Annotated in this window: 19 protein-coding genes; 4 read left to right on the forward strand and 15 right to left on the reverse strand. The window is 42.0% G+C overall.

What is annotated here, in order from left to right; translation table 11 throughout:
- Window positions 1-26 precede the first annotated feature (26 nt).
- From ACN6MV_RS19800 to ACN6MV_RS19825, 6 genes are all read right to left on the reverse strand, one after another.
- Window positions 27-1,412 carry a sensor histidine kinase gene (locus ACN6MV_RS19800; protein WP_419884682.1) on the reverse strand — a complete coding sequence of 462 codons (1,386 nt, stop codon included), beginning with the start codon at window positions 1,410-1,412 and terminating at the stop codon, window positions 27-29.
- A gap of 3 nt (window positions 1,413-1,415) precedes the next feature.
- A complete protein-coding gene (locus tag ACN6MV_RS19805) occupies window positions 1,416-2,120 on the reverse strand; it encodes a response regulator transcription factor (protein ID WP_076121129.1) in 705 nt (234 codons plus the stop codon).
- A gap of 137 nt (window positions 2,121-2,257) precedes the next feature.
- On the reverse strand, window positions 2,258-3,340 hold the full coding sequence (locus ACN6MV_RS19810) for a Gfo/Idh/MocA family protein (RefSeq protein WP_042129159.1): 1,083 nt from the start codon (window positions 3,338-3,340) through the stop codon (window positions 2,258-2,260).
- A gap of 17 nt (window positions 3,341-3,357) precedes the next feature.
- Window positions 3,358-4,275, reverse strand: a complete 918-nt coding sequence (locus tag ACN6MV_RS19815) for a helix-turn-helix domain-containing protein (protein WP_231573819.1) — start codon at window positions 4,273-4,275, stop codon at window positions 3,358-3,360.
- Window positions 4,276-4,305: 30 nt separating this feature from the next.
- Entirely contained in the window at window positions 4,306-5,310 is a 1,005-nt protein-coding gene (locus ACN6MV_RS19820; RefSeq protein ID WP_419884683.1) for a Gfo/Idh/MocA family protein, read from the reverse strand.
- Between the two features lie 215 nt (window positions 5,311-5,525).
- A complete protein-coding gene (locus ACN6MV_RS19825; RefSeq protein ID WP_419884684.1) occupies window positions 5,526-6,080 on the reverse strand; it encodes a GNAT family N-acetyltransferase in 555 nt (184 codons plus the stop codon).
- Window positions 6,081-6,166: 86 nt separating this feature from the next.
- On the opposite strand from ACN6MV_RS19825, the gene ACN6MV_RS19830 reads away from it, so the two are divergent.
- Together ACN6MV_RS19830 and ACN6MV_RS19835 are read left to right on the forward strand one after the other, a co-directional pair.
- Entirely contained in the window at window positions 6,167-6,748 is a 582-nt protein-coding gene (locus ACN6MV_RS19830) for a LysE family translocator (protein ID WP_419886782.1), read from the forward strand.
- A gap of 19 nt (window positions 6,749-6,767) precedes the next feature.
- Window positions 6,768-7,541, forward strand: coding sequence for an AraC family transcriptional regulator (locus ACN6MV_RS19835; protein WP_419884685.1), 774 nt, complete (start codon window positions 6,768-6,770; stop codon window positions 7,539-7,541).
- 27 nt (window positions 7,542-7,568) lie between these two features.
- On the opposite strand, the gene nagA is transcribed toward ACN6MV_RS19835, so the two are convergent.
- From nagA to ACN6MV_RS19865, 6 genes are all read right to left on the reverse strand, one after another.
- Window positions 7,569-8,711, reverse strand: a complete 1,143-nt coding sequence (nagA, locus tag ACN6MV_RS19840) for an N-acetylglucosamine-6-phosphate deacetylase (protein ID WP_042129167.1) — start codon at window positions 8,709-8,711, stop codon at window positions 7,569-7,571.
- Window positions 8,712-8,734: 23 nt separating this feature from the next.
- Complete coding sequence (locus ACN6MV_RS19845; RefSeq protein WP_042129169.1) at window positions 8,735-9,520, reverse strand: DeoR/GlpR family DNA-binding transcription regulator; 786 nt, start codon at window positions 9,518-9,520, stop codon at window positions 8,735-8,737.
- 166 nt (window positions 9,521-9,686) lie between these two features.
- Entirely contained in the window at window positions 9,687-10,166 is a 480-nt protein-coding gene (locus ACN6MV_RS19850) for a DinB family protein (RefSeq protein ID WP_419884686.1), read from the reverse strand.
- Window positions 10,167-10,204: 38 nt separating this feature from the next.
- Entirely contained in the window at window positions 10,205-11,671 is a 1,467-nt protein-coding gene (locus tag ACN6MV_RS19855) for a protein adenylyltransferase SelO (RefSeq protein ID WP_419884687.1), read from the reverse strand.
- Window positions 11,672-11,869: 198 nt separating this feature from the next.
- Entirely contained in the window at window positions 11,870-13,159 is a 1,290-nt protein-coding gene (locus tag ACN6MV_RS19860; RefSeq protein ID WP_076121138.1) for a serine dehydratase subunit alpha family protein, read from the reverse strand.
- Between the two features lie 102 nt (window positions 13,160-13,261).
- Window positions 13,262-13,969 (reverse strand): DNA alkylation repair protein, encoded by a 708-nt coding sequence (locus ACN6MV_RS19865; protein WP_076121139.1) that lies wholly within the window; start codon window positions 13,967-13,969, stop codon window positions 13,262-13,264.
- A 403-nt stretch (window positions 13,970-14,372) separates the two neighbouring features.
- Between ACN6MV_RS19865 and ACN6MV_RS19870 the strand changes: the two genes are divergently transcribed.
- Complete coding sequence (locus tag ACN6MV_RS19870) at window positions 14,373-15,218, forward strand: lipase family protein (protein ID WP_419884688.1); 846 nt, start codon at window positions 14,373-14,375, stop codon at window positions 15,216-15,218.
- Between the two features lie 62 nt (window positions 15,219-15,280).
- Here ACN6MV_RS19870 and ACN6MV_RS19875 read toward each other — a convergent pair whose 3' ends face one another.
- Window positions 15,281-15,622 carry a DUF4181 domain-containing protein gene (locus ACN6MV_RS19875; RefSeq protein WP_375103361.1) on the reverse strand — a complete coding sequence of 114 codons (342 nt, stop codon included), beginning with the start codon at window positions 15,620-15,622 and terminating at the stop codon, window positions 15,281-15,283.
- A 412-nt stretch (window positions 15,623-16,034) separates the two neighbouring features.
- Here ACN6MV_RS19875 and ACN6MV_RS19880 point away from each other — a divergent pair, with 412 nt between their 5' ends.
- Entirely contained in the window at window positions 16,035-16,466 is a 432-nt protein-coding gene (locus ACN6MV_RS19880) for a flavodoxin domain-containing protein (RefSeq protein ID WP_419884689.1), read from the forward strand.
- 144 nt (window positions 16,467-16,610) lie between these two features.
- Here ACN6MV_RS19880 and ACN6MV_RS19885 read toward each other — a convergent pair whose 3' ends face one another.
- Window positions 16,611-18,680 carry a serine hydrolase domain-containing protein gene (locus ACN6MV_RS19885; protein ID WP_419884690.1) on the reverse strand — a complete coding sequence of 690 codons (2,070 nt, stop codon included), beginning with the start codon at window positions 18,678-18,680 and terminating at the stop codon, window positions 16,611-16,613.
- An 83-nt stretch (window positions 18,681-18,763) separates the two neighbouring features.
- Window positions 18,764-19,486, reverse strand: coding sequence for an MOSC domain-containing protein (locus tag ACN6MV_RS19890; protein WP_419884691.1), 723 nt, complete (start codon window positions 19,484-19,486; stop codon window positions 18,764-18,766).
- Between the last annotated feature and the right edge of the window lie 139 nt (window positions 19,487-19,625).

A 19,625-nucleotide genomic window follows, 5' to 3' on the forward strand; every position in this document is an offset into this window, starting at 1 on the left:
GTTATGAAATAGTTAAATTTAAGTTCTTATTTTCTCAGTAAGTCAAATTGGACAATCGTTCCCTTGCCTAAAGTACTGCTTATTCGCAGCTCACCATGATGCAATGTAATGATTTGTTCGGAGATGGACAAGCCCAAACCGCTGCCTGACGCTTGTTGATCCCCTTTGTAGAATTTTTGCCGCACATTCTCTAAATCCGTTTCTGCGATGCCTGATCCAGTATCCTCAACCGTAATTACAACTTTCCCTGGAACCGTATGGGCGCTGATAAGGATTCGACCTGAGGAACTAGTAAATTTAAGCGAATTATCGATGAGATTAATCATGACTTGCTTCACACGATTCTCGTCAGCTTGAATGACCGGCAGATTCTCTTCTATTTTCACTTCGAGTGAAATGCCTTGCCGGGTTGCTCTAGGCGTGAGTTGTCTGCCAATATGCTGCAACAGCTCCGTTAGATCCACAGATGTGAGATGAATAGCGATTCTTCCGTTATCCAATTTGGAGAAATCGAGCAGTTCATCCACCATATGAGTTAATCTGTCACTTTCAGATTCAATGATATCTAACCCATCATGAAACAGAGCTTGGTTACTTCCTCCAGCCGCCTTTAAAGTTATTACCCAGCCTTTGATCGAGGTCAGAGGCGTACGCAGTTCATGGGATACGGATGTGATAAAGTCATTCTTTAGCTGCTCACTTTTCGAGATTCGACTGGCCATCATATTTAACGTATCCGCCAAGGAACCAAGCTCGTCTTGGTATCGCTTTTGTACTCTTATGCTGAAATCTCCTTCGGACATTTGGTCTGCTGCCAGTTTTAGATCTTTAATGGATCTCGTTATGGTCCACGACAGCAATAATCCTAGCAGGGTGACAATACCAATCACTAGCAAACCTACCCCGATCAGTAAAACTGCAATTTGATTAACTGTATGTATCGTTTCCGTTAAGGACGTAATAAATCTGACTTCCCCTACGATATTCCCTTTGGCTTGTAAAGGATAGGATACCGCAAAAATAGCTTCCTCAGTTACAGGGTCCTCCCCCTTCCAACTGCCAGGCTGCCCTTTCATCGCTTCTTGCACATCCATGTAATCTGTCATGGTAAAATCGCCTTGAATTCCATTTGAATCCTGCAACAGCCGACCTTCAGCATTAAAAATCTGTACCTGTGCATCGGAATGGCTGGCAAAACCCTTTAACAATCTATCCGATTGTTCCTCTAAATCCTCGTCGCCAAAATATTGCTGATAAAAAGAAGCCGACAGCTCTGCTTGATTCATCAGGGTTTGCTCAATATTATGGAAATAATAATATCGTACAGAAATATTAAGAATAACTTCAAGAATGAGTACAGTAAGACAGATCACTACAAAATAGCTTCCCACTAATCTTTTCTGAATCCCCATTCTTCAACCATCCTTTCTAAAGCGGTATCCGAGCCCCCATACAGTCTCAATCCAATGCGGGTTTGAAGCATCCTCTTCAATCTTCTCTCTTAGCTTACGCACGTGAACATCCACCGTCTTTGGATCGCCAATATAATCCTCACCCCAGACCAAATTCATTAATTCATTCCTAGAGAGTGCTGTATCCGGATGCTCCAGAAAGGTCTTCATCAATTGAAACTCCTTCGGAGTTAATTCAATAATGTCATCCTGCTTAAACATCTTGTTCGAGTTCAGATCCAGGCGAATCGGTCCAGATTGAAGTATAGTTCTTTGCGGTTTTAGAGCTGTTTCTGTACGACGCAATATCGCTTTAATCCGTGCCACCAGTTCTAGTGGATTAAAAGGCTTCACAATGTAATCATCGGCACCAATTTCTAGGCCATTGATTTTATCCAAGTCCTGTCCACGTGCAGTTAAGAAAATGATGATGACCCCGGGGTCCTGCTCTCTGATCTTGCGACAAATCTCAAACCCATTCGAATCCGGCAGCATGATGTCCAGAACAATAACGTCTGGCCGGTTCGCATTAAAGCTCTGCAATGCTTGTTCACCAAAAGCAGCCTCACTAACCACAAACCCATTATTCGTTAGATTGATAGATATAAATCGTCTAATATTATCATCATCTTCCACAATAAGCACATGATTGCGTTCTTCAGTATCCATGATTATCCCCCTATTCCTCCGTACTCAACAAGCAAAAAAAGCAAAAAGACTCTCCCTGTAAAGAGAGAGTCTTGTCTCAAATCCTTATCATTAAATCACAAGTGGATATTACTCTAAATCGTTGTGCTTGTCAAAATCTAATCTAAATACACGGCCTTGCCTGTTTGTGCAGATTCATATATTGCTTCTAATATTTGCGAAACAACATAAGCTTGTTCAGGTGTTACAACCGGGTCTTTATCCTGTTCAATAGCTTCGATCCACTTTCTTAATTCGATGTCAGGCGCACTTTCTGCTTTACCTTCATAGTAGGCTACACCGCCTGCACCAAGCTCGATTTCATTGGTGTACAGCTTACTGAATTTCTCTCCATTAATTCTAAGTCCGTCCTTCATATCGGCGCCAGCTTCCGTCCCGCTTAAGCTGCACTTCGCTTCATGTACGTCCAGTGAATTAAGTGCCCAGCTCGCTTCCAACATAATCGTAGCGCCGTTCTCCATCACGATCATTCCAAAGGCTGAATCTTCTACAGTGAATTTCTTCGGATCCCATGGTCCCCAAGCGTTTGCAGCTTCTTCTTTTTGAGACAGTTCATGATATTTGGTACCCAGCACGACTTTCGGTTTATAGTTATCCATCATCCACAGCGTTAGGTCCAGCGCATGGGTTCCGATATCGATCAGTGGCCCGCCCCCTTGCTTCTCTTCATCGAGGAAAACTCCCCATGTCGGTACGGCTCTCCGTCTGATGGCATGTGCTTTTGCAAAATAAATATGACCAAGCTCCCCGGACTCACATGCTTTTTTCAAATACAGGCTATCTTCTCTGTAGCGGTTGTCATATCCAATGGTTAGCTTTTTACCTGTACGTTTTGCTGCTTCAACCATTCGTTTGGCATCTGCCGCCGTCTTAGCCATTGGCTTTTCACACATGACGTGTTTTCCTGCTTCTAAAGCCGCAATTGAGATCTCTGCATGAGCATCATTCGGCGTAAGTACATGAATAATATCGATAGATTGATCTTTCAACAATTCTGTATAATCCGTATAGACAACAGCTTCAGCACTTCCGTATTTCTCCGCCGCTTCTTCAGCACGTTCTTTTATAATGTCACAGAAGGCAACGATCTCAACCTTACTTTGTCTGCTCAAACTTGGAAGATGCTTGCCATTTGCAATTCCACCACATCCAATAATTCCTACGCGAAACACTTTACTCATATCTTTCACCCTCACTTCTAATTGGTTTGTTTTGCATTTCGATAAGTTGCCGGAGTTATGCCTAAACGCTTGCGGAATACGATATGCAAATACGTTGCATTCGTAAATCCTTCCGACTTAGCAATTTGTTCTATCGGATAATTGCTTTCTTCAAGCTTTCGGCAGACCGCTTGTAATCGAATATCCTCAAGCGATCGACTAAAAGATTTGTCAGCATCCACTTGCTTAAACACTCGTTGCAGCTGCCTAGCGCTAATATTCAATTTTTCTGCAACATTCTCCAAGGTAACGGCTCCTGAATAATTAGCTTCCATATATTGAATGGCATAGTGATACCGATAAGTTAACATATCCCTAACAGGCGCTTCTGTTCGAATTCCACCTGAATCATACGTTCTTACTGCTTTTAATAAAATGCTGATAACAAGATGTTTAATGGAAGTATAATATCCCGTCAGTTTACCTTCACAAGCTTCATAGGCTTCGAGAAAACATTTCATAGCGCCGTGATAATCTTGTGCCGGAACTAGTGGCAGCTCCTTTAGCTTCTGAACACAGGTCTCTGCCTCCGCAACCTCCCAAGGATCTGCATCCTCTCTGAACTTCTCTTTGATGTCCACATGCAGACACAGTTCCTCCATGGATTCTTCTGGGTCCGCCTCTTGGCGATGCATCACACCCGGTCCGGTTAAATAGAGCATTCCCTCAGACAAGGGGTATTTTAGATCGCCTAGAATAACTTCTCCTTTTCCTCGTGGGATAAAATGAAATTCGAATTCAGAATGATTATGGAAATCTATGACTCTTCCCGGCGGAAAAGAGATCAAATGAAATCTAAGCACTGTAATCTCGTAATGTCCCCATTGAATAGAAATATCCAATCTCTCGAGCATATCATGCTTCTCAAACATCATCTCATAGGGAAAGTTACTCAATGTTAAATCCTCCTAACAGGTGGAGAGCAATTAAGCGTCCAAATCTGCTAACCGAATCATACGAGCTTCTTTAGCAGAACGATTCGCCGCTTCCATTAATCTCGTAAGCTCCACAGCGGTTTGAACATTCTGTGTGGCGAACGTATCCTTTTGGATATGATTAACCCATTGATGGAATGCGCTTTCACGATTAGCGTGCAACGCTACTTCTTTCCATCCTTCCTCTTTGTCAGCAGATTTGTTACTTTTAAGTAGAAGCTTATCCTCTGGTGTTCCGTAAAGAAGCGTACCTTCGGTTCCATGCACCTCGATCGTAAACGGCGAATGACTATTCACAAACCCAGCCTCGACCACACCAATAGCTCCGGAATTCGTATATAAAGTCACCACTGCATTATCTTCTACTTCCTTGCCCGTAACATAACCAAAATTAGCACTTACACCGGTCACATCTTGACCTAAGAAAAGCTTCGTCAAATACATCGGATGACAGCCAAGATCAATCAAAGCACCGCCACCGCATTGTTCCAAACTGAAGAAATGATCAGGAAGCCAGTTTTCTGTAGCTCCATTATGGGATAAACGAACTCTAACGTAAGTGATCTCTCCGAGCAGCTCTTGACTCAGAACCTCTTGAATCGTTAATGTATATCCATCATTTAGACGTGGCAAAGAGACGGTCAACTTCACCTCATTCTCTTCAACTGCGTTAATGATTTCTTCGACTTCTTTATGAGTTGGGGCAATTACTTTTTCCGTAAATATATGTTTACCCGCTTTAGCCGCAGCAATGATTACATCTCTATGCACATTGGTAGGTGCATCCACAATGACGGCATCTATATCCTCCTGCGCAAGCAGGTCATCCAGTGATTCGAAAAAAGGAACATTCAAGCTTTCGGCAGCTTTTTTCCCTCGCTCTGCATCTTCATCCCAAACCGCAGCTAATACAGTATCCTCATGCTCTTGAGCTTGCTTCGTATAGTCCCAAGCATGAACATGCCAATAGCTAATCTTACCTATTCTAATCGTCATTTGCTTGTGCCTCCCGTATATATGTTATTCTGACATCTATTAATAAAATAGCATATTATAAAGCGCTTTATTAGTAGGTAAATGCGACATCTAATATATAATATTACGACACGTTCAATCCATATGACATACAATTTCCATTTTATCACTGGAGTGCTCATCCATAAAAAAGAAACCTCTACTATAAAAGCTAAAGGCTTCAATTTTTAAAAAGCTTATTTCAAATGATCACTCACATTACACAACCAAACCATATGAGCGGAATCGGGTCCCCAATAGTCTTTTACCACCTTATAAGGCTTCCCAAATTTACGCTGCCACTTGATTTGTGCGCGTTGATATCCACTGTCTAAGCAAAATTGCTCGATTCCTTGTTCGTTTAGAAATGTCATCATTTCCTTAATTAATACTGAGCCAATCCCCTGACCCTGAAAGCGTGGCACCACGTATAAACTACCCAGTTCCCCCAAATGATCCAACTGATGTTCTGCACAGATTTGAATTGCCTCACCGCAGGGACCGTAGGAAATCGTACCCACAACCGTCCCATTGATTTTAGCGATAAAGAAACACGTATCCGAGTTTGCCTGATCCAGGGAGGAAAGTGCCTTTTTCTTTTTATCGTCAATTTCACTTTGTATATCCTCTTGTAAGTGACCTATTCCCTCTTTGTTAAAAGCATCTGATATCGATTCTTCAAACACCTGGCATGTAGTTTCATAATCAGCCATGGTGAGAACAGCTATGGTACATTGATTTTTCTCGTTCATTCTATTGATCACCTCTGCAATAATATACTATAACCATTCTAGCTAGGAGGTTTATATTCATGAGACTACTTTTACTGGAGGTCATCATGAATATAATTTCCTTTTTAATCTACTGCATCGTCGTTACATTTACACCTGGCCCAACCAATATTGTTATTCTTTCTTCTGTGCAGCGTTCAGGGGCCAAAAAAACTATGAACTATGTATATGGAGCTACGGTGGCTTTTGGACTACTGCTTATCCTTTCAACCTTGCTTAACCGTGTTCTTGTTGAGGTCATCCCAAATATTCTGATCTTTATGCAAATCATTGGGAGCTTATATATGCTTTATCTTGCTTATAAAATCTTTATAATGGGTTCAATGGAAGAACAGTCTAACTCAAATGCCGATTTTTGGCCAGGCTTTCTTATGCAGCTAGTGAATCCGAAAGTGCTCCTATTTACACTAACCGTCATTCCCAGCTACGTTATGCCATTCTACACTTCATCCATTACCTTGACCCTATTTGTTATAATTGTAACTGTAATCGGATTTCTTGGCTTCATAACATGGATTATTTTTGGCGCGATCTTCAGAAGCTTTCTGCAACATCATCAAAAAGTTCTAAATACCCTGATGGCACTTTTTTTAGTATACTCGGCCATTTTGATATCGGGAATCCTATAAAGGCATGGAGGATAAGAACGTGGAAACATTCAACTATAAAAAATCGGCAGATATCCTAACCTTGTCAGCTAGCATGACTGATTTCACTTATAAAAAACATTGCCACGAGGAATATGCACTCGGTGTAACTCTTCGCGGCATTCAGCAATATAACCTCGACGGTAGCTTGCAATCCTCCCATAAAAATGGGGTTATGCTCTTCAATCCAGAGCAGACACATGACGGCAGATCGTTTGACAAAGCAGGCATTGATTATGTCATGCTTTATATCAAGCCCACCATTATACAAGAGATACTAGGAAAAAAAGAACTGCGGTTCACCTCTCCTATCCTATACGACAACAAATTGGCACAGTGCATATTGGCGCTAAGTCATGCCATACAGTATGGCAAAGAGGAGTCCTTGTGCAGTGAGCTATTGTTAACTCTGCTCGATTTAGTATCCCATACTGAAATAGATACCGACCGCAGAACAAATAGTAACCTAGTCAAAAAAGCGAAGGAAATGATGTACTGCAGTTTAGACCATGTGCTGAAGCTAGACGACCTCTGCAAAGAATTTGATCTATCCAAATATCAATTTATCCGAGCGTTTAAAATGCACACAGGAATATCTCCTTATCAATTCTTCTTAAATTGCAAAGTAGAGCATGCTAAACAGTCCATTGAGAAAACCAAGGATATCTATGCAGCTGTGGCAGAGTGTGGATTTGTGGATCTAACTCATTTGAACCGGCATTTTAAAAGCGTGTTTGGCATAACCGCACATGAATACAGGTTACAGCTGCATTGAGCAGAAGTAACCTGTATTCATCGTGATTTATAAAATTTGACCATCCACCATTGTCCAGAGCACTTTAAATTCATCATCCAAGAGGACCAGGTCAGCATCAAAACCAGCTGTTATCGTCCCCTTCTGTTGAAGCTCCAGAATATTGGCTGGCGTAGTTGAAGCCATCTGTACAGCATCGATCAATGGAATTCCAGTTTCAACAGTATAACGTAAGGCTTCATTCATAGTCACGGTGCTTGAAGCTAATGTTCCATCCTTCAGTCTCGCTACCCCCTCGGATACCGTAACATGATGGCCTCCAAACATATAATTCCCATCACCTAATCCCATAGCTTGCAGTGCATCTGTAATCAAGACCATGCCTTCCGGTCCTTTCAAGGTATGCATTAATCGAATAATTGCAGGATGCAGATGGACATTGTCCACAATCGCTTGAAGGCTTACATGCTTCTCTTCAAAAGCAGCCACAATTACCCCTGGATCTCGATGATGGATAGGCCGCATGCCATTAAAACAATGCGTAACATGACTTGCCCCCGACGCAAAGGCTTGTTTAGCTTCTTCATAAGTGGCATCCGAATGAGCGATGGCTATTACTACGCCCTTTTCTTTCAAAAAGGAAATAAGCTCCATCCCGCCCGGCAACTCCGGAGCAATTGTAACCATCTTAATGAGTGAACCCGCTTCTTCAAAAATTAGGTTCATTTCCTCTAAGTTGGGATGACGCAGAAACTTTTCGTTCTGCATACCTTTTCGCTTCGGGTTCAGGTAAGGTCCCTCTAAATGAATGCCTGCGATCTTTGCACCCACTTCATGTCCTATCACACGCTTGACACTACGAATCATTTCTAAAAGATCTTCTAGCGTAGAACTGACAGATGTAGCCAGAAATGAGGTGCAACCAGACGCAGCACAAGCCTTTGATACTTCTTGAATGCTCTCTTCCGTACCATCCATCATATCAAAACCATTAGCGCCATGAATATGAACATCTATCATTCCGGGTACTAACAAATGACCACCGCCATCTATCCGTTCATAATCTCCCTCTGGAATCGAAAGGGCCTCTGCATCTATCTTTATGATTTCCCCTTCAAAAATCCACACATTAGCTGCTGGAACAATACGATCCTGAAGCACCAATTGCACATTTTGTAAAATACAATTCATAAATATCCTTCTCCTTTATGTCATCAGTCTTGTGATTGAACCTCTTCCGTCTCTTCTGAACACTCAATAACTGTGATGTTCTTCTGATCTAGAACTTCTCTAATCTGACTTGGGAGTTCTCGATTGGTAATTAAAATATCAACGAAATCAAAGTCTAGCCGATAAAAGGATTTGGCATTAAATTTACTGTGATCCGCCACTAAAATCACTTGATCCGATCTTCGCGCCATTTCTCTTTTTACCCTCGCATCTTCTTCATAAGGATAGTAGAGTCCATCAGCACCGATCGCGGATGCTCCAATAAAGGCTTTATCTGCACGGATTTCACTAAGTTTATCGATAATGGAAGGACCATATAACAAGCGGTTTTTCACATTCAAGTAACCGCCAAGAACATAAATTTGCAGATCTTCCCGTTTGGACAAGATCCCTACGTTATCAATCGAGTGTGTAACAACCGTAATATCCTTCGCGGTGATTTGTTCTGCAACAAACTGTACAGTGGTGGATACATCTAAAATCACAGTCTCATGATCTTGAATAAGCTGAGCTGCAGTCTTCCCTATTCTCTGCTTACTCTCAGATTTATCGATCAATCGATCCTGATAAGATAACAATTCTTTTTGTAACTCAGGTAACGATACCCCTCCATGCGTTCGGATCACAACACCTTCTTGTACTAATCTAACAATATCCCTACGTGCGGTATCTCTGGATACATCAAATTGAGTACAGATCTCTTGAACACTCATCGATTGGTGTTGTTTCAAATATTCGAGTATCTTCAACAATCTCTCCTCTTGAAACATCTTGTATGCACCTCCTAAAGTCATCATAAGTCATTTAATAAGCATTTACAAGCATTAAATATAATTATGTAAGTATTTATAAGTAATACTCTATAACTTATCCTCATTGATATTCACAAAAAAAGACGTTATCCAGATGGCTATACATCCGTTAACGTCCTTCAATTCACTTCACATTACGATTCCAACTCTTTTGGATCTTCCGAATAAAAACAATCTGCCCCACGTGATAAGCATTATGTGTCGTCACATTACCTAATACTTCCCACCACTGACTGTCTGGGAACCCTTGAACATCAGCTTCCAATTCGTCCTTCGTAATCAGTTCCTGCCAACGTAGAAGAACTTCTAAAAGTTGTTGTTGAAGCTCTTGGAACGTTACTCCTTCTGCAACAACAAAGGTATCATTGTTATCTACAGAAGGAACCGCATGGACGCTCTTTTCTTTATACCTTGTTTGCCAAGCTTCATTCCAGTAGAGCAGATGCTGCACAATCTCAATAATACTATTGCTTTCTTCTGTTACTTTCCAAGATGCTTCCTCTTCGCTTAAGTCTTTTACGGCTACCTCAAAGGGCACATACCAACTTGGATCATTCGCATTCGCTAGCAACTGGTTAGCCAGAACATCATATGCATGAAACATTCTTACTTCACCTCATTATTTAGATCATTATTTGCAAATCACGTGCCGCAGAAGGTTCGATAGGGTCTTGCTGATTCCTCAGGAAGTGCCGAATATTCATCTTGTTCAGGGGTATACGCGTAAGGATTGGAAAGAGCTTCAAGCAACCGCTCCATCACACTGTAATCTCCCTGTTGCACTGCCGCTTGGAGTGCTTCCTCTACCCTGTGGTTTCGCGGAATGATCGCAGGATTACTATTGCGCATTAGCTGCTGTGAAACCTCTTTCGATTGCTGCTGTCTGCTAAGTCTAGCCTGCCATAACTCATGCCACTTGGTAAATTCCGCTGCACTAAACAGAGCGGTTTCTTCCAGCTTCTCCAAAGTTAGGGCACGGAAGGTATTGGTATAGTCCGCCCGGTATTTCTGCATCAAATCTAGCAGGTCTTCAATTAGCGCAACATCCTCTACCTCTTCGTTGAAGATTCCGAGCTTCGCTCTCATTCCTGAGAGCCAATGATGATAAGACCGCTCTTTAAAATCTGCAATCTCCTCTTCAGCGAGCTGAATCGCCTGTTCTTGATCATCAGCCACCAATGGCAGGAGAGTCTCCGCGAATCTTGCGAGGTTCCAAGAGGCAATCCCCGGCTGATTGCCATAGGCATAGCGACCCTGCTGGTCTATGGAACTGAATACGGTCTCCGGATTATACATATCCATGAATGCGCATGGACCATAATCAATCGTTTCTCCGCTAAGCGCCATGTTGTCCGTATTCATCACTCCATGAATAAATCCTACAAGCTGCCATTTGGCAATCAGTTCAGCCTGACGTCCAATCACTTCCCGAAGCAGGAAAAGATATCGGTTCTCTTCCATAGGTACTTCGGGATAGTGTCTTTGCAGCGTGTAATCAGCCAGAATACGGAGATCATCCGCAGTCCCCCATGCCGCAACATATTGAAAAGTTCCCACCCGTAGATGACTGGCAGCAACTCGGGTAAGAACAGCACCGGGCTGCTCTGTTTCTCGAATGATCGTTTCTCCTGTAGTGACCACCGACAAGCTGCGAGTGGTAGGAATACCAAGGCCATGCATGGCTTCGCTGATGATATATTCACGCAGCATAGGGCCAAGTCCGGCTCGGCCATCCCCACCACGAGAATATGGCGTTCTTCCCGCGCCTTTAAGCTGAATGTCTACGCGTTCACCTTGGGGAGTGACCTGTTCACCCAGCAGCACAGCTCGGCCGTCACCTAACATGGTAAAATGTCCAAATTGATGCCCAGCATAGGCTTGAGCAAGCGACTCAGTACCTTTAGGAACTTCATTGCCCGCAAAAATCTGTACACCATCCTTACTATGTAGTGCTGTGCTATTCAGCCCTAAAGTAGCAGCCAACTGTTCATTTAAAATAACTAACTCCGGCTTTCGCACAGGAGTAGGTTTGATCCTTGTAAACATGGATTCCGGCAGATGAGCATAACTGTTCTCAAAGTTCCATCCAATATCTATCTTCTCCGTCATAATATCTCCTTTTTATACCATCAGTCTATGCCTTTATGATCTCAGAATAAGTTATGTTAAAATTTAATGCAAATCTTCTTATAAACCTATGACCTTGCCGCAGAATTACAAAGACCGCCCGGCCTCCTGCCATTTTAAGCAGGGAACCGGGCGGTCTTAATTCATGATCTCTTATTTTGTATCTAAGTTACTATAAGGTTACTTCGCTCCACCTTTGGAGAGCATGATATTTAGAATGGTCTTGTCAGTATCCGCCAGACCTTCTTGAACCAGTCGCTCCATGTTGCGAATAGTGTCTTCCACCTCTTCGAAAATAACTCCATCCTTGGTCGTAGGGGCAATATTATTCATCGCCAATGTGGCTGCCTGAATCGCTGTATTGGTGGAGGTGGAAATCTTCAGTGCACAGGTTGAATTCGCACCGTCGCAGATCATGCCTGACAAAGAAGCTATTGTATTCTGTATCCCATGCTTAATTTGCTCAAGACTACCGCCCATGAGATAAATGATCCCGCTATTCGCTCCTACCCCGCCAGCAATCCCTGAACCGCATAAAGGCGACAACCGCCCGATATAATGCTTGATATGCACAGTGACCAGATTGCTTAGTGCAAGCGCCCGAGCCAGTGTCTCTTCATCCTTGCCGAGCAATTCCGCCAATGATATAACAGGAAGCGTACAGGCGATGCCTTGATTACCGCTGCCCGCTGTTGTCATCACAGGCATTGCACTGCCATCCATGCGAGCATCTGAAGCCGCGGCAGTGGCCGCTATAATTTTGTTCGCCACATCATTGCCGAATAAATTCATCGCAGATTGCTGGTTCATCTTCTTTCCTACTTGCAAGCCATAATCGCCTCGGAGTCCCTCATCGGAGATCGCTTTGTTCATCCGAGCACCTTCCAAGAGGAAGCTAAGGTCTGAAAATGGAGCCGTACTTATAAACTCGAAAATCCGATCTACAGAGCCTTCATAAGCTTCAGTATCGGACAGACCGGGCTTTCCACAGTCAGCTTTAGACTTCTTAGGTGTCACTTTTTTTCCGTCTAGAGCTAGGTATTCAATATTAGTGTGTTCCTTAGCAAGGATGGCAATCGCCGTATGATTCTCTGTCTTCACCTGTGCCTCAATATATAACTTCTCAGGAGTGTCCATTATCTCCACTTTTAGCAGCTTTCGATCAAGCAGGTCATTTGCCAGCTTTAGCTCATCCTGAGTCAGGCCTGATAGGATTTCCAGCTCCTTGTGCGAACGTCCGACCACCGCACCAAGGGCTGCTGCGATAGGAAGACCTGTCTGGCCTGTCCCAGGGATGCCCACTCCCATTGCATTTTTAATAATATTACCGCTGAGATGCAGCTGAATCCCCGTTATTTCTTCTTCGAGAAGCTCTGCCGCCAAGGAGACGGCATACGCAACTGCGATCGGCTCTGTGCAGCCTTCTGCCGGTACGACTTCCTTGTGCAAAATTTCCAATAAGTTGCCCATGTATGCTTTTCCCCCTTCTCTCCCACTTGGAGTTATTTCTATATAGTAACGCAGAGTGAAGTTTCAGGGAATCCTTTTTCTTCTCTAGAAGCTTCTGCTAGATCAACATCTTACATGCTTGCGTTTAAAACCAAGCCGAGCTTTGTCGACTGCTTTTTGAATATTTGCGTACGCGTGAATCAATTTACTTTTTGCCTTATCCTTATCAACTTCAACTGGACCTACAGTCCTTGCAGTCTCGCTAGCCTTATCATGTAGTGGCGAATAAGATACGGCTACTGTGTATAAAAAGTTATTCATTGAATATTGGGTACGTTCTGGAGAATCATGAATCGTATTTTCCACCATCTCAAGCATACCAGCAAGCTTGCTTTCGGAAAACTCAACATCCGGCCGACTGCCAAGCAGCCAGCAGTAACAGCTCCAGCCCGCTGACATTCTCAGCTCTTCACCACTCGCGATCCATTTATCGGCAACTTGTTGTGCAATATCCGCTTCTGCCAAGGTTACTGCCACTACAAAGTCGGACAGCATATAAAAATAAGCCGCATCCATCCATCGGTCATAATCCGCTTCCGTCATTGCATTGGGATCAGCAATGATGCCGGCAAAATACATGGCGTCGTAGTTCCCCGTCGCGTAAAGCTCCTCAGCCAATGGCTGATTTATTTTTGTTTTCTTGAAGATTGGCTTCATTGCTCCGGTAGCCACGCCAAATAGTGGTTCCTTTGCTCCATTGGACATATATATTTTCTTGGTTCGTTCCTTGCCGAGCGCTTCCAGCTCCTGCATGACCATCTCTAAATCCACTATTTAACACTTCCTTTTTCAAAGTTCTTTCCCAAGCTATCTTAGGTTTGTACTAGTTAAAGAAAGTGTACTGTATGGATTTCCTTGTCGCAAGTTAAGTTTCCGAAGGAATCCTTATGGGTGGGCAGTAACACCAGAAGTGATTTAGGGAGCAGTTAGCTTCGATCGCTTCATTTGATTTATGGTAAGCTAGAAAACCGAAGGCACAAAGTGGAATCATAGCAAAGAGAAGAAATGAAATCATTAAGCGCCGCTGAACCTTCGACTTTCGAAATAAAATCACTTGAAGTAACAATTTAACTGTGTAAAATTTAGATATTTCTAATTGGTACAAGGCCTCCTATGATATAGGAATCTCTCTCTCGTCCCCCTAATATAGTTTAGGAAGGAGGGCGGGATGCACATGGGTACCAAAAATGATCAAGAGCAAAGGGCTATCTTTCTAGCTGCCATCTGCGGACAGACCTATGCGCAGTTCTCAAATACAGAAGGTTTGTTCGTCGTTCCATTAGATTATCAGATCGTGGATACAATTGAAGCAAGATCCATCAGCGAGGTATGGGAACGCTTCGGATTTATTCTGGAATCTCCACAAGAGATTATTGTGGCCTTCCGGGGAACCAGCTCCACAACCGATTGGATGTCTAACGTTATGGCCTCACAGGAGAGATTCAAATACATTAAAGAAGATACCCTTACCCACCGTGGTTTCACGAATATCTACGCATCAGCTCGCGATGGGATTATCTCTACACTTGATAAGCTATCTCCCGATAAAACCTTATACATTACTGGTCACAGCCTAGGTGGAGCACTCGCCACTTTATGTGCTATAGATATTGCGGCCAACACCTCGCACATCTCACCTAATCTGTTCACCTATGGTTCACCACGTGTAGGCGATCCGAACTTTGTTAATGTTTTTAAACCATATGTCCGGAAGAGTTACCGTTATGCCAATCTTTTTGATATTGTTACGTACGCTCCTCCACATGTATATAAGCTGCCTAAACGGGAAACGAAGTACTATTACAGTCATGTCCATACCTTCGTATCACTTTCTTTCCAGAATGGATCTGCAAGTGGCAATCATATGATCGGCAACTATTTTACTGAACTTTCAAAGCTCCAACCACGGTACTCCGAGCAGATATGTTTAACAAACCCAGGATTCTGTCCAGTTGTAAATAACCCCGCCATAAGCGCATCCATTCCACCAGCTGAACCTCATGTACCAAAAAGGTCGTGAAATTAAAAAGCCTAATCCCTTATGTATGCTGACAGGGGATTAGGCTTTAATCGTTCAACCTATTAGAAAAAGAAATAAACTAACACCACACCTTCGACTAACAAAATCATTGAAACGATATGTTGTTTCGTATGCTTTAAAAATTTCCAATCAATATATGACTGAAATCCTACGGCAATAATTATGAATACAATCCAAAACCACTTCATTCCTATCCCCTGTACGCCATCAGCTATCATTATGACAATTGCCGAAATTAATCCAATAAGTCCGAGTATTAATTTACCTTTTATATTTAGCTCATTACCGTCGTCAGAGATTTTTTCTTTATCCGGACCAACAATCCATACCCTTAGAAAAAAACCAGAAAAAGCAAGAATTAATACTAAAAATGGAATGGCCAATCCTGTTGCCCTCCTTCTAAGCAGTTATTCGTATTTATTTCTTATCATTAGTTCTTTGATTTCTCTTAACTCATTTAATATTTCCTTTGATATTTGCGTACTTCTAGAGTTATCGATGCCTAATTTAATCACGGTTACTCCAAGCAAAAAATAGATGACTAGCATTACGATGATACTCAACTTATCTCCACACCCCTTTTTATTGTAATTTCTTTAAAGATATAGCTAACGATAGATCAATTATTCCTATGATACCATAATAAGGATGTAGAATTAGTACATAAGAACTTGCTGTTAACTTGACAAAAGATCGCTATTTTCGATAATATATATATTATCTCGATAATCAAGATAATTGAATTACAAGAGTCTTTTGGAACCTGAATAATTTAAGCTGAAAAGAGGAACCACAATGGCAGTACTTATTCTATATGCAACAAAATCAGGAGCAACAGAGCAATGCGCAAAGGTATTATTAGAAGAGATTCCTCAGAGTAAGATCTGTAATATTGAAATAGAGAAACCAAATCTTGAGGAATTTGATAGCATTATTTTAGGTGCCGGAGTAAGAGATGAGAAAATATACAAAGCGATTCGTGATTTTATCAAAAAAAATAAAGATGAGTTACTAAATAAGAAGATGGGCTACTATATTTGTAACGAGAAACCGAAAACAACTGAGGAATTAATAGAGAAGAATTTTCCGGATGATCTAAAAAAATCTGCAATATGCATCGAATCCTTTGGCGGTTACAAAGCCTATAAAGCTCCTAAGGAAGGAACGGATCATCTTAAGGGGATTTTTGTAGATAAAATAAAAGAGTTTTCAAAGAATTTCAGATAGGAAGATAGAATTTCAACTAGCATAATTGCCCTCTGCGTCCCTATAAGGACGGTAAACGTTTATATATAAAAAATCCTGTTACCAAGATAAAATAATCTGGATAACAGGATTCTTTTTTTATAAAAAAAATTAAATTGATTATTACTACTTGATTGTCAATTTAAACTTCGCACCCACATCGCTTACAAATACAATTTTCCCGTTACTCGGAAGTTTAACTTGCGTAAGACCGCTGATTGTAGAGAAATTTACACACATACCATTCTGATCATAAACAGCAAAGGAACCTTTAGCTGGTAGCTCTACTGTCATCAACTTTCCTGATGCTGTCTCAGGTATTTCATACCATCTCGCATATCCATCTGCTTGGATGGTTACCAATGATTGCGGGCCGGCATAGATAGGTTTAATGGCATCCTGTGATATAAAATATTGGTTTCCAACCTTAAGGTACTCCACACCCTCTTTATTTTCAAAAACAAGATCCGCAAGATCGCGCCCACCTAAAGTTGGAATTTGCACAGTCATTTCAGCTTTATTCGGGCCAGTTATTTTATTCGAGCCCATATAGCCCGGTGCATCAGGGAACATAGCAATACCAGCTACTGGCATACTCATGTAAAATTGTGAGCTATACTTCTCGCTGACATCAAAATACATTTTTCCTTGACGCTGCTGCCATGCTGATAAAATCTCACTGGATAAAGAATTCGCCTCTAGCTTTTCTGCTGCATATTGAGTACTGGCAGTCTCACCAAGCCCTGGAATGACTCCGTACCCTTGACTCCAAAGATAGATACGACCATTGCTCTCCTTCACAAAGCTAACTTTACTCGTACCCACTGCATCTAAGAATTCACCGTTCGTATGATACGAAAATTTCTGAGCTGGCATTGTAGGTGCCATGATCGAAGAGATACTCAATTCCCCAGCTTTACTAATTTCTATCTTCATTAGCTGCGTAGAATCAGCATAAACACCTGCATAACTTAACAAATCCTCTGGCATCTTCTCTTTGTTCGTGGCTTTAAATGTAGGCGTAGCTTTCAGTTCCTTGATAACTCCCTTTTCTTGTAGAGCACTGAGCAAAATTTCGTTAGCAAGCATCTGATCGGTTGTGCTCGATCCTCCAGAAGATACCACAGCTGCTGCCATCCGCTGTTCTGGCAACACGACAAGTGAAGTATGATACAGACTTGTATCCCCGCCCTTAGTCAGAGCTTTGATCTCGTATTGATTGAATGGATATAAATTCACACTGTCCCAGCCCAATCCATATGCGAACGAATTATCGATTCCTTTTGGCCACATTCCACGTTTATATTCCTCTTGCTCCATCGCTTTTACTGATTTCTCTGACAGAATCCCTTTCGATCCTCCAGTGAAAATAGTTGCAAAGCGCACCAAATCTTCAGCCGTGGAATAGATGCCCCCTGTTCCAATTACGTTAATGGTCTCTTTGGGTAAAGCGGCTGGGTAGGTAGCATTGTATACACTTGCCAGCTGGCTGGAATCCACAGAATCTACTGGCGTTTTCGTATGCTGAAGCCCTAAAGGACCTGTAAAATTTTGATGAATGAATGTAGTGAAGTCCATGCCACTGACTTTCTCAACAATCAACTCCGCCAGCGTAAATCCATCATTACAATATACAGAGTACGCTCCTGGATCTGCCTTTAGACGTTGTGTTGACAAAGTCGCTAGCAAATTATCTTTGGCGATAGAATCAGAATCATTAAATAAGAAAGAATTTGATAAGTTCGAACCCCCAAGACCTGATGAGTGATTCAACAGCATACGTACGGTGATTTGCTTATAACGTGAATCTTCCATCGTAAAATTATTCAAATAAGTTACAATGGGAGCCTCTAAATCAACTTTCCCTTGTTCTACGAGCTTCATAATAGAAGCTGCCGTATACACCTTACTCGTCGAGCCAATTCCATACATCGTTGTAAAGCTTGGTACCGTCTTGCTCTCCACATGGCTGTATCCTGCTTGGCCGCTCACAACGATTGTATCCCCATCCATCAGAGCATATTGGAGACTCGTCGTTCCTATCTTTTCCGTTAAGAATGCTGCCTTCTCAGCCGCCACCTTCTGAGTGTTCACGTACGTTTGCGTTTTTCCACTATCCGCTGCAAAAGCATTCGTAGGAATATACACGACTAAAAGCAGAAATACCATCAACAGGGATATTATTTTCTTCTTCATACATTCCCTCCCTCTATGAATTTGTCATTCCTTTTAAGGGTAATTTATACATATGAGAATGTAAAGTAAGTTTATATCATACGCTAATCCATTAATTCTACTTTGTCTCCGATTCTGATTTCCCCTGTCTTAACTACAGAAGCATATACTCCAAAGTGGAGTTCAAACTCTTGGTTCAGTTTTTTCAATAGTTTAGGGTCTCTTTCCAGACTATCCGGGTCCATCGTGATAACCATACATCTTTCACAAAAACTATCTACCTGTAGCTGCACTTCTCCAATGGAAAGCTGCCGACCGATCCAATCCCCTTCAAAAAGCGATTCATCATTTAAAGCGATAACAAAGTTCCCACGAAAACGTCGCTGATCTAAGGAATTACCCCATGATGCCTCAAGCTTCTTTAAGCTGGCATCCGTAATGAGTAAGATACTAGCGCCATCCACTGATAACAGTTGCGGATGCTCCGGTTGTGGATGCGAAGCTTTTATAGTAGACATGGAGATTTGTGTTTTAGTTTGGCTTTGAATTTCTTCCAACAAACGCTCGTCCCACCCAAAGGTTCGACCATCCGAAGCTCTTACATGAATTTCTCCATTGATAAATTGGGCTTGATAGGTAAGCATTTTAGGATTATTTCTAGCCGTAAAATAACGCCACCATCCCTCTTTTGACTCATCATAAAAGGCACAGAAACGATCCCCAAGCATTCCATATGGTTCTATCATACAGGATTCCAATCGTTCACCTGCAAATGACTTGACTGGATAGCGGTTAATTTCTCGGATTTCACCAACGATTGATTGCACAGTACAACCCCTCCACTTTCTATAAATGCACGTATTCTCTAATATTACCTGAAACCACTTGACTCTTGCACCCTTATTTTCACAACAACACATAGCTTCGAATGGTACTTGTTTACATAAAAATTTATATATTTTAATA

The sequence above is a fragment of the Paenibacillus sp. B-A-8 genome (genome assembly GCF_048572915.1).
GTDB lineage: Bacteria > Bacillota > Bacilli > Paenibacillales > Paenibacillaceae > Paenibacillus_AQ.

Coding starts and splice junctions, on each gene's coding strand:
- ACN6MV_RS19800 (WP_419884682.1), bottom strand. CDS start 1,412: ATGGGGATTCAGAAAAGATTAGTGGGAAGCTATTTTGTAGTGATCTGT.
- ACN6MV_RS19850 (WP_419884686.1), bottom strand. CDS start 10,166: ATGTTTCATGCATATGATGTTCTGGCTAACCAGTTGCTAGCGAATGCG.
- ACN6MV_RS19825 (WP_419884684.1), bottom strand. CDS start 6,080: ATGAACGAGAAAAATCAATGTACCATAGCTGTTCTCACCATGGCTGAT.
- ACN6MV_RS19860 (WP_076121138.1), bottom strand. CDS start 13,159: ATGGGCAACTTATTGGAAATTTTGCACAAGGAAGTCGTACCGGCAGAA.
- ACN6MV_RS19830 (WP_419886782.1), top strand. CDS start 6,167: ATGAATATAATTTCCTTTTTAATCTACTGCATCGTCGTTACATTTACA.
- ACN6MV_RS19855 (WP_419884687.1), bottom strand. CDS start 11,671: ATGACGGAGAAGATAGATATTGGATGGAACTTTGAGAACAGTTATGCT.
- nagA (WP_042129167.1), bottom strand. CDS start 8,711: ATGAATTGTATTTTACAAAATGTGCAATTGGTGCTTCAGGATCGTATT.
- ACN6MV_RS19810 (WP_042129159.1), bottom strand. CDS start 3,340: ATGAGTAAAGTGTTTCGCGTAGGAATTATTGGATGTGGTGGAATTGCA.
- ACN6MV_RS19880 (WP_419884689.1), top strand. CDS start 16,035: ATGGCAGTACTTATTCTATATGCAACAAAATCAGGAGCAACAGAGCAA.
- ACN6MV_RS19870 (WP_419884688.1), top strand. CDS start 14,373: ATGGGTACCAAAAATGATCAAGAGCAAAGGGCTATCTTTCTAGCTGCC.
- ACN6MV_RS19845 (WP_042129169.1), bottom strand. CDS start 9,520: ATGTTTCAAGAGGAGAGATTGTTGAAGATACTCGAATATTTGAAACAA.
- ACN6MV_RS19805 (WP_076121129.1), bottom strand. CDS start 2,120: ATGGATACTGAAGAACGCAATCATGTGCTTATTGTGGAAGATGATGAT.
- ACN6MV_RS19885 (WP_419884690.1), bottom strand. CDS start 18,680: ATGAAGAAGAAAATAATATCCCTGTTGATGGTATTTCTGCTTTTAGTC.
- ACN6MV_RS19820 (WP_419884683.1), bottom strand. CDS start 5,310: ATGACGATTAGAATAGGTAAGATTAGCTATTGGCATGTTCATGCTTGG.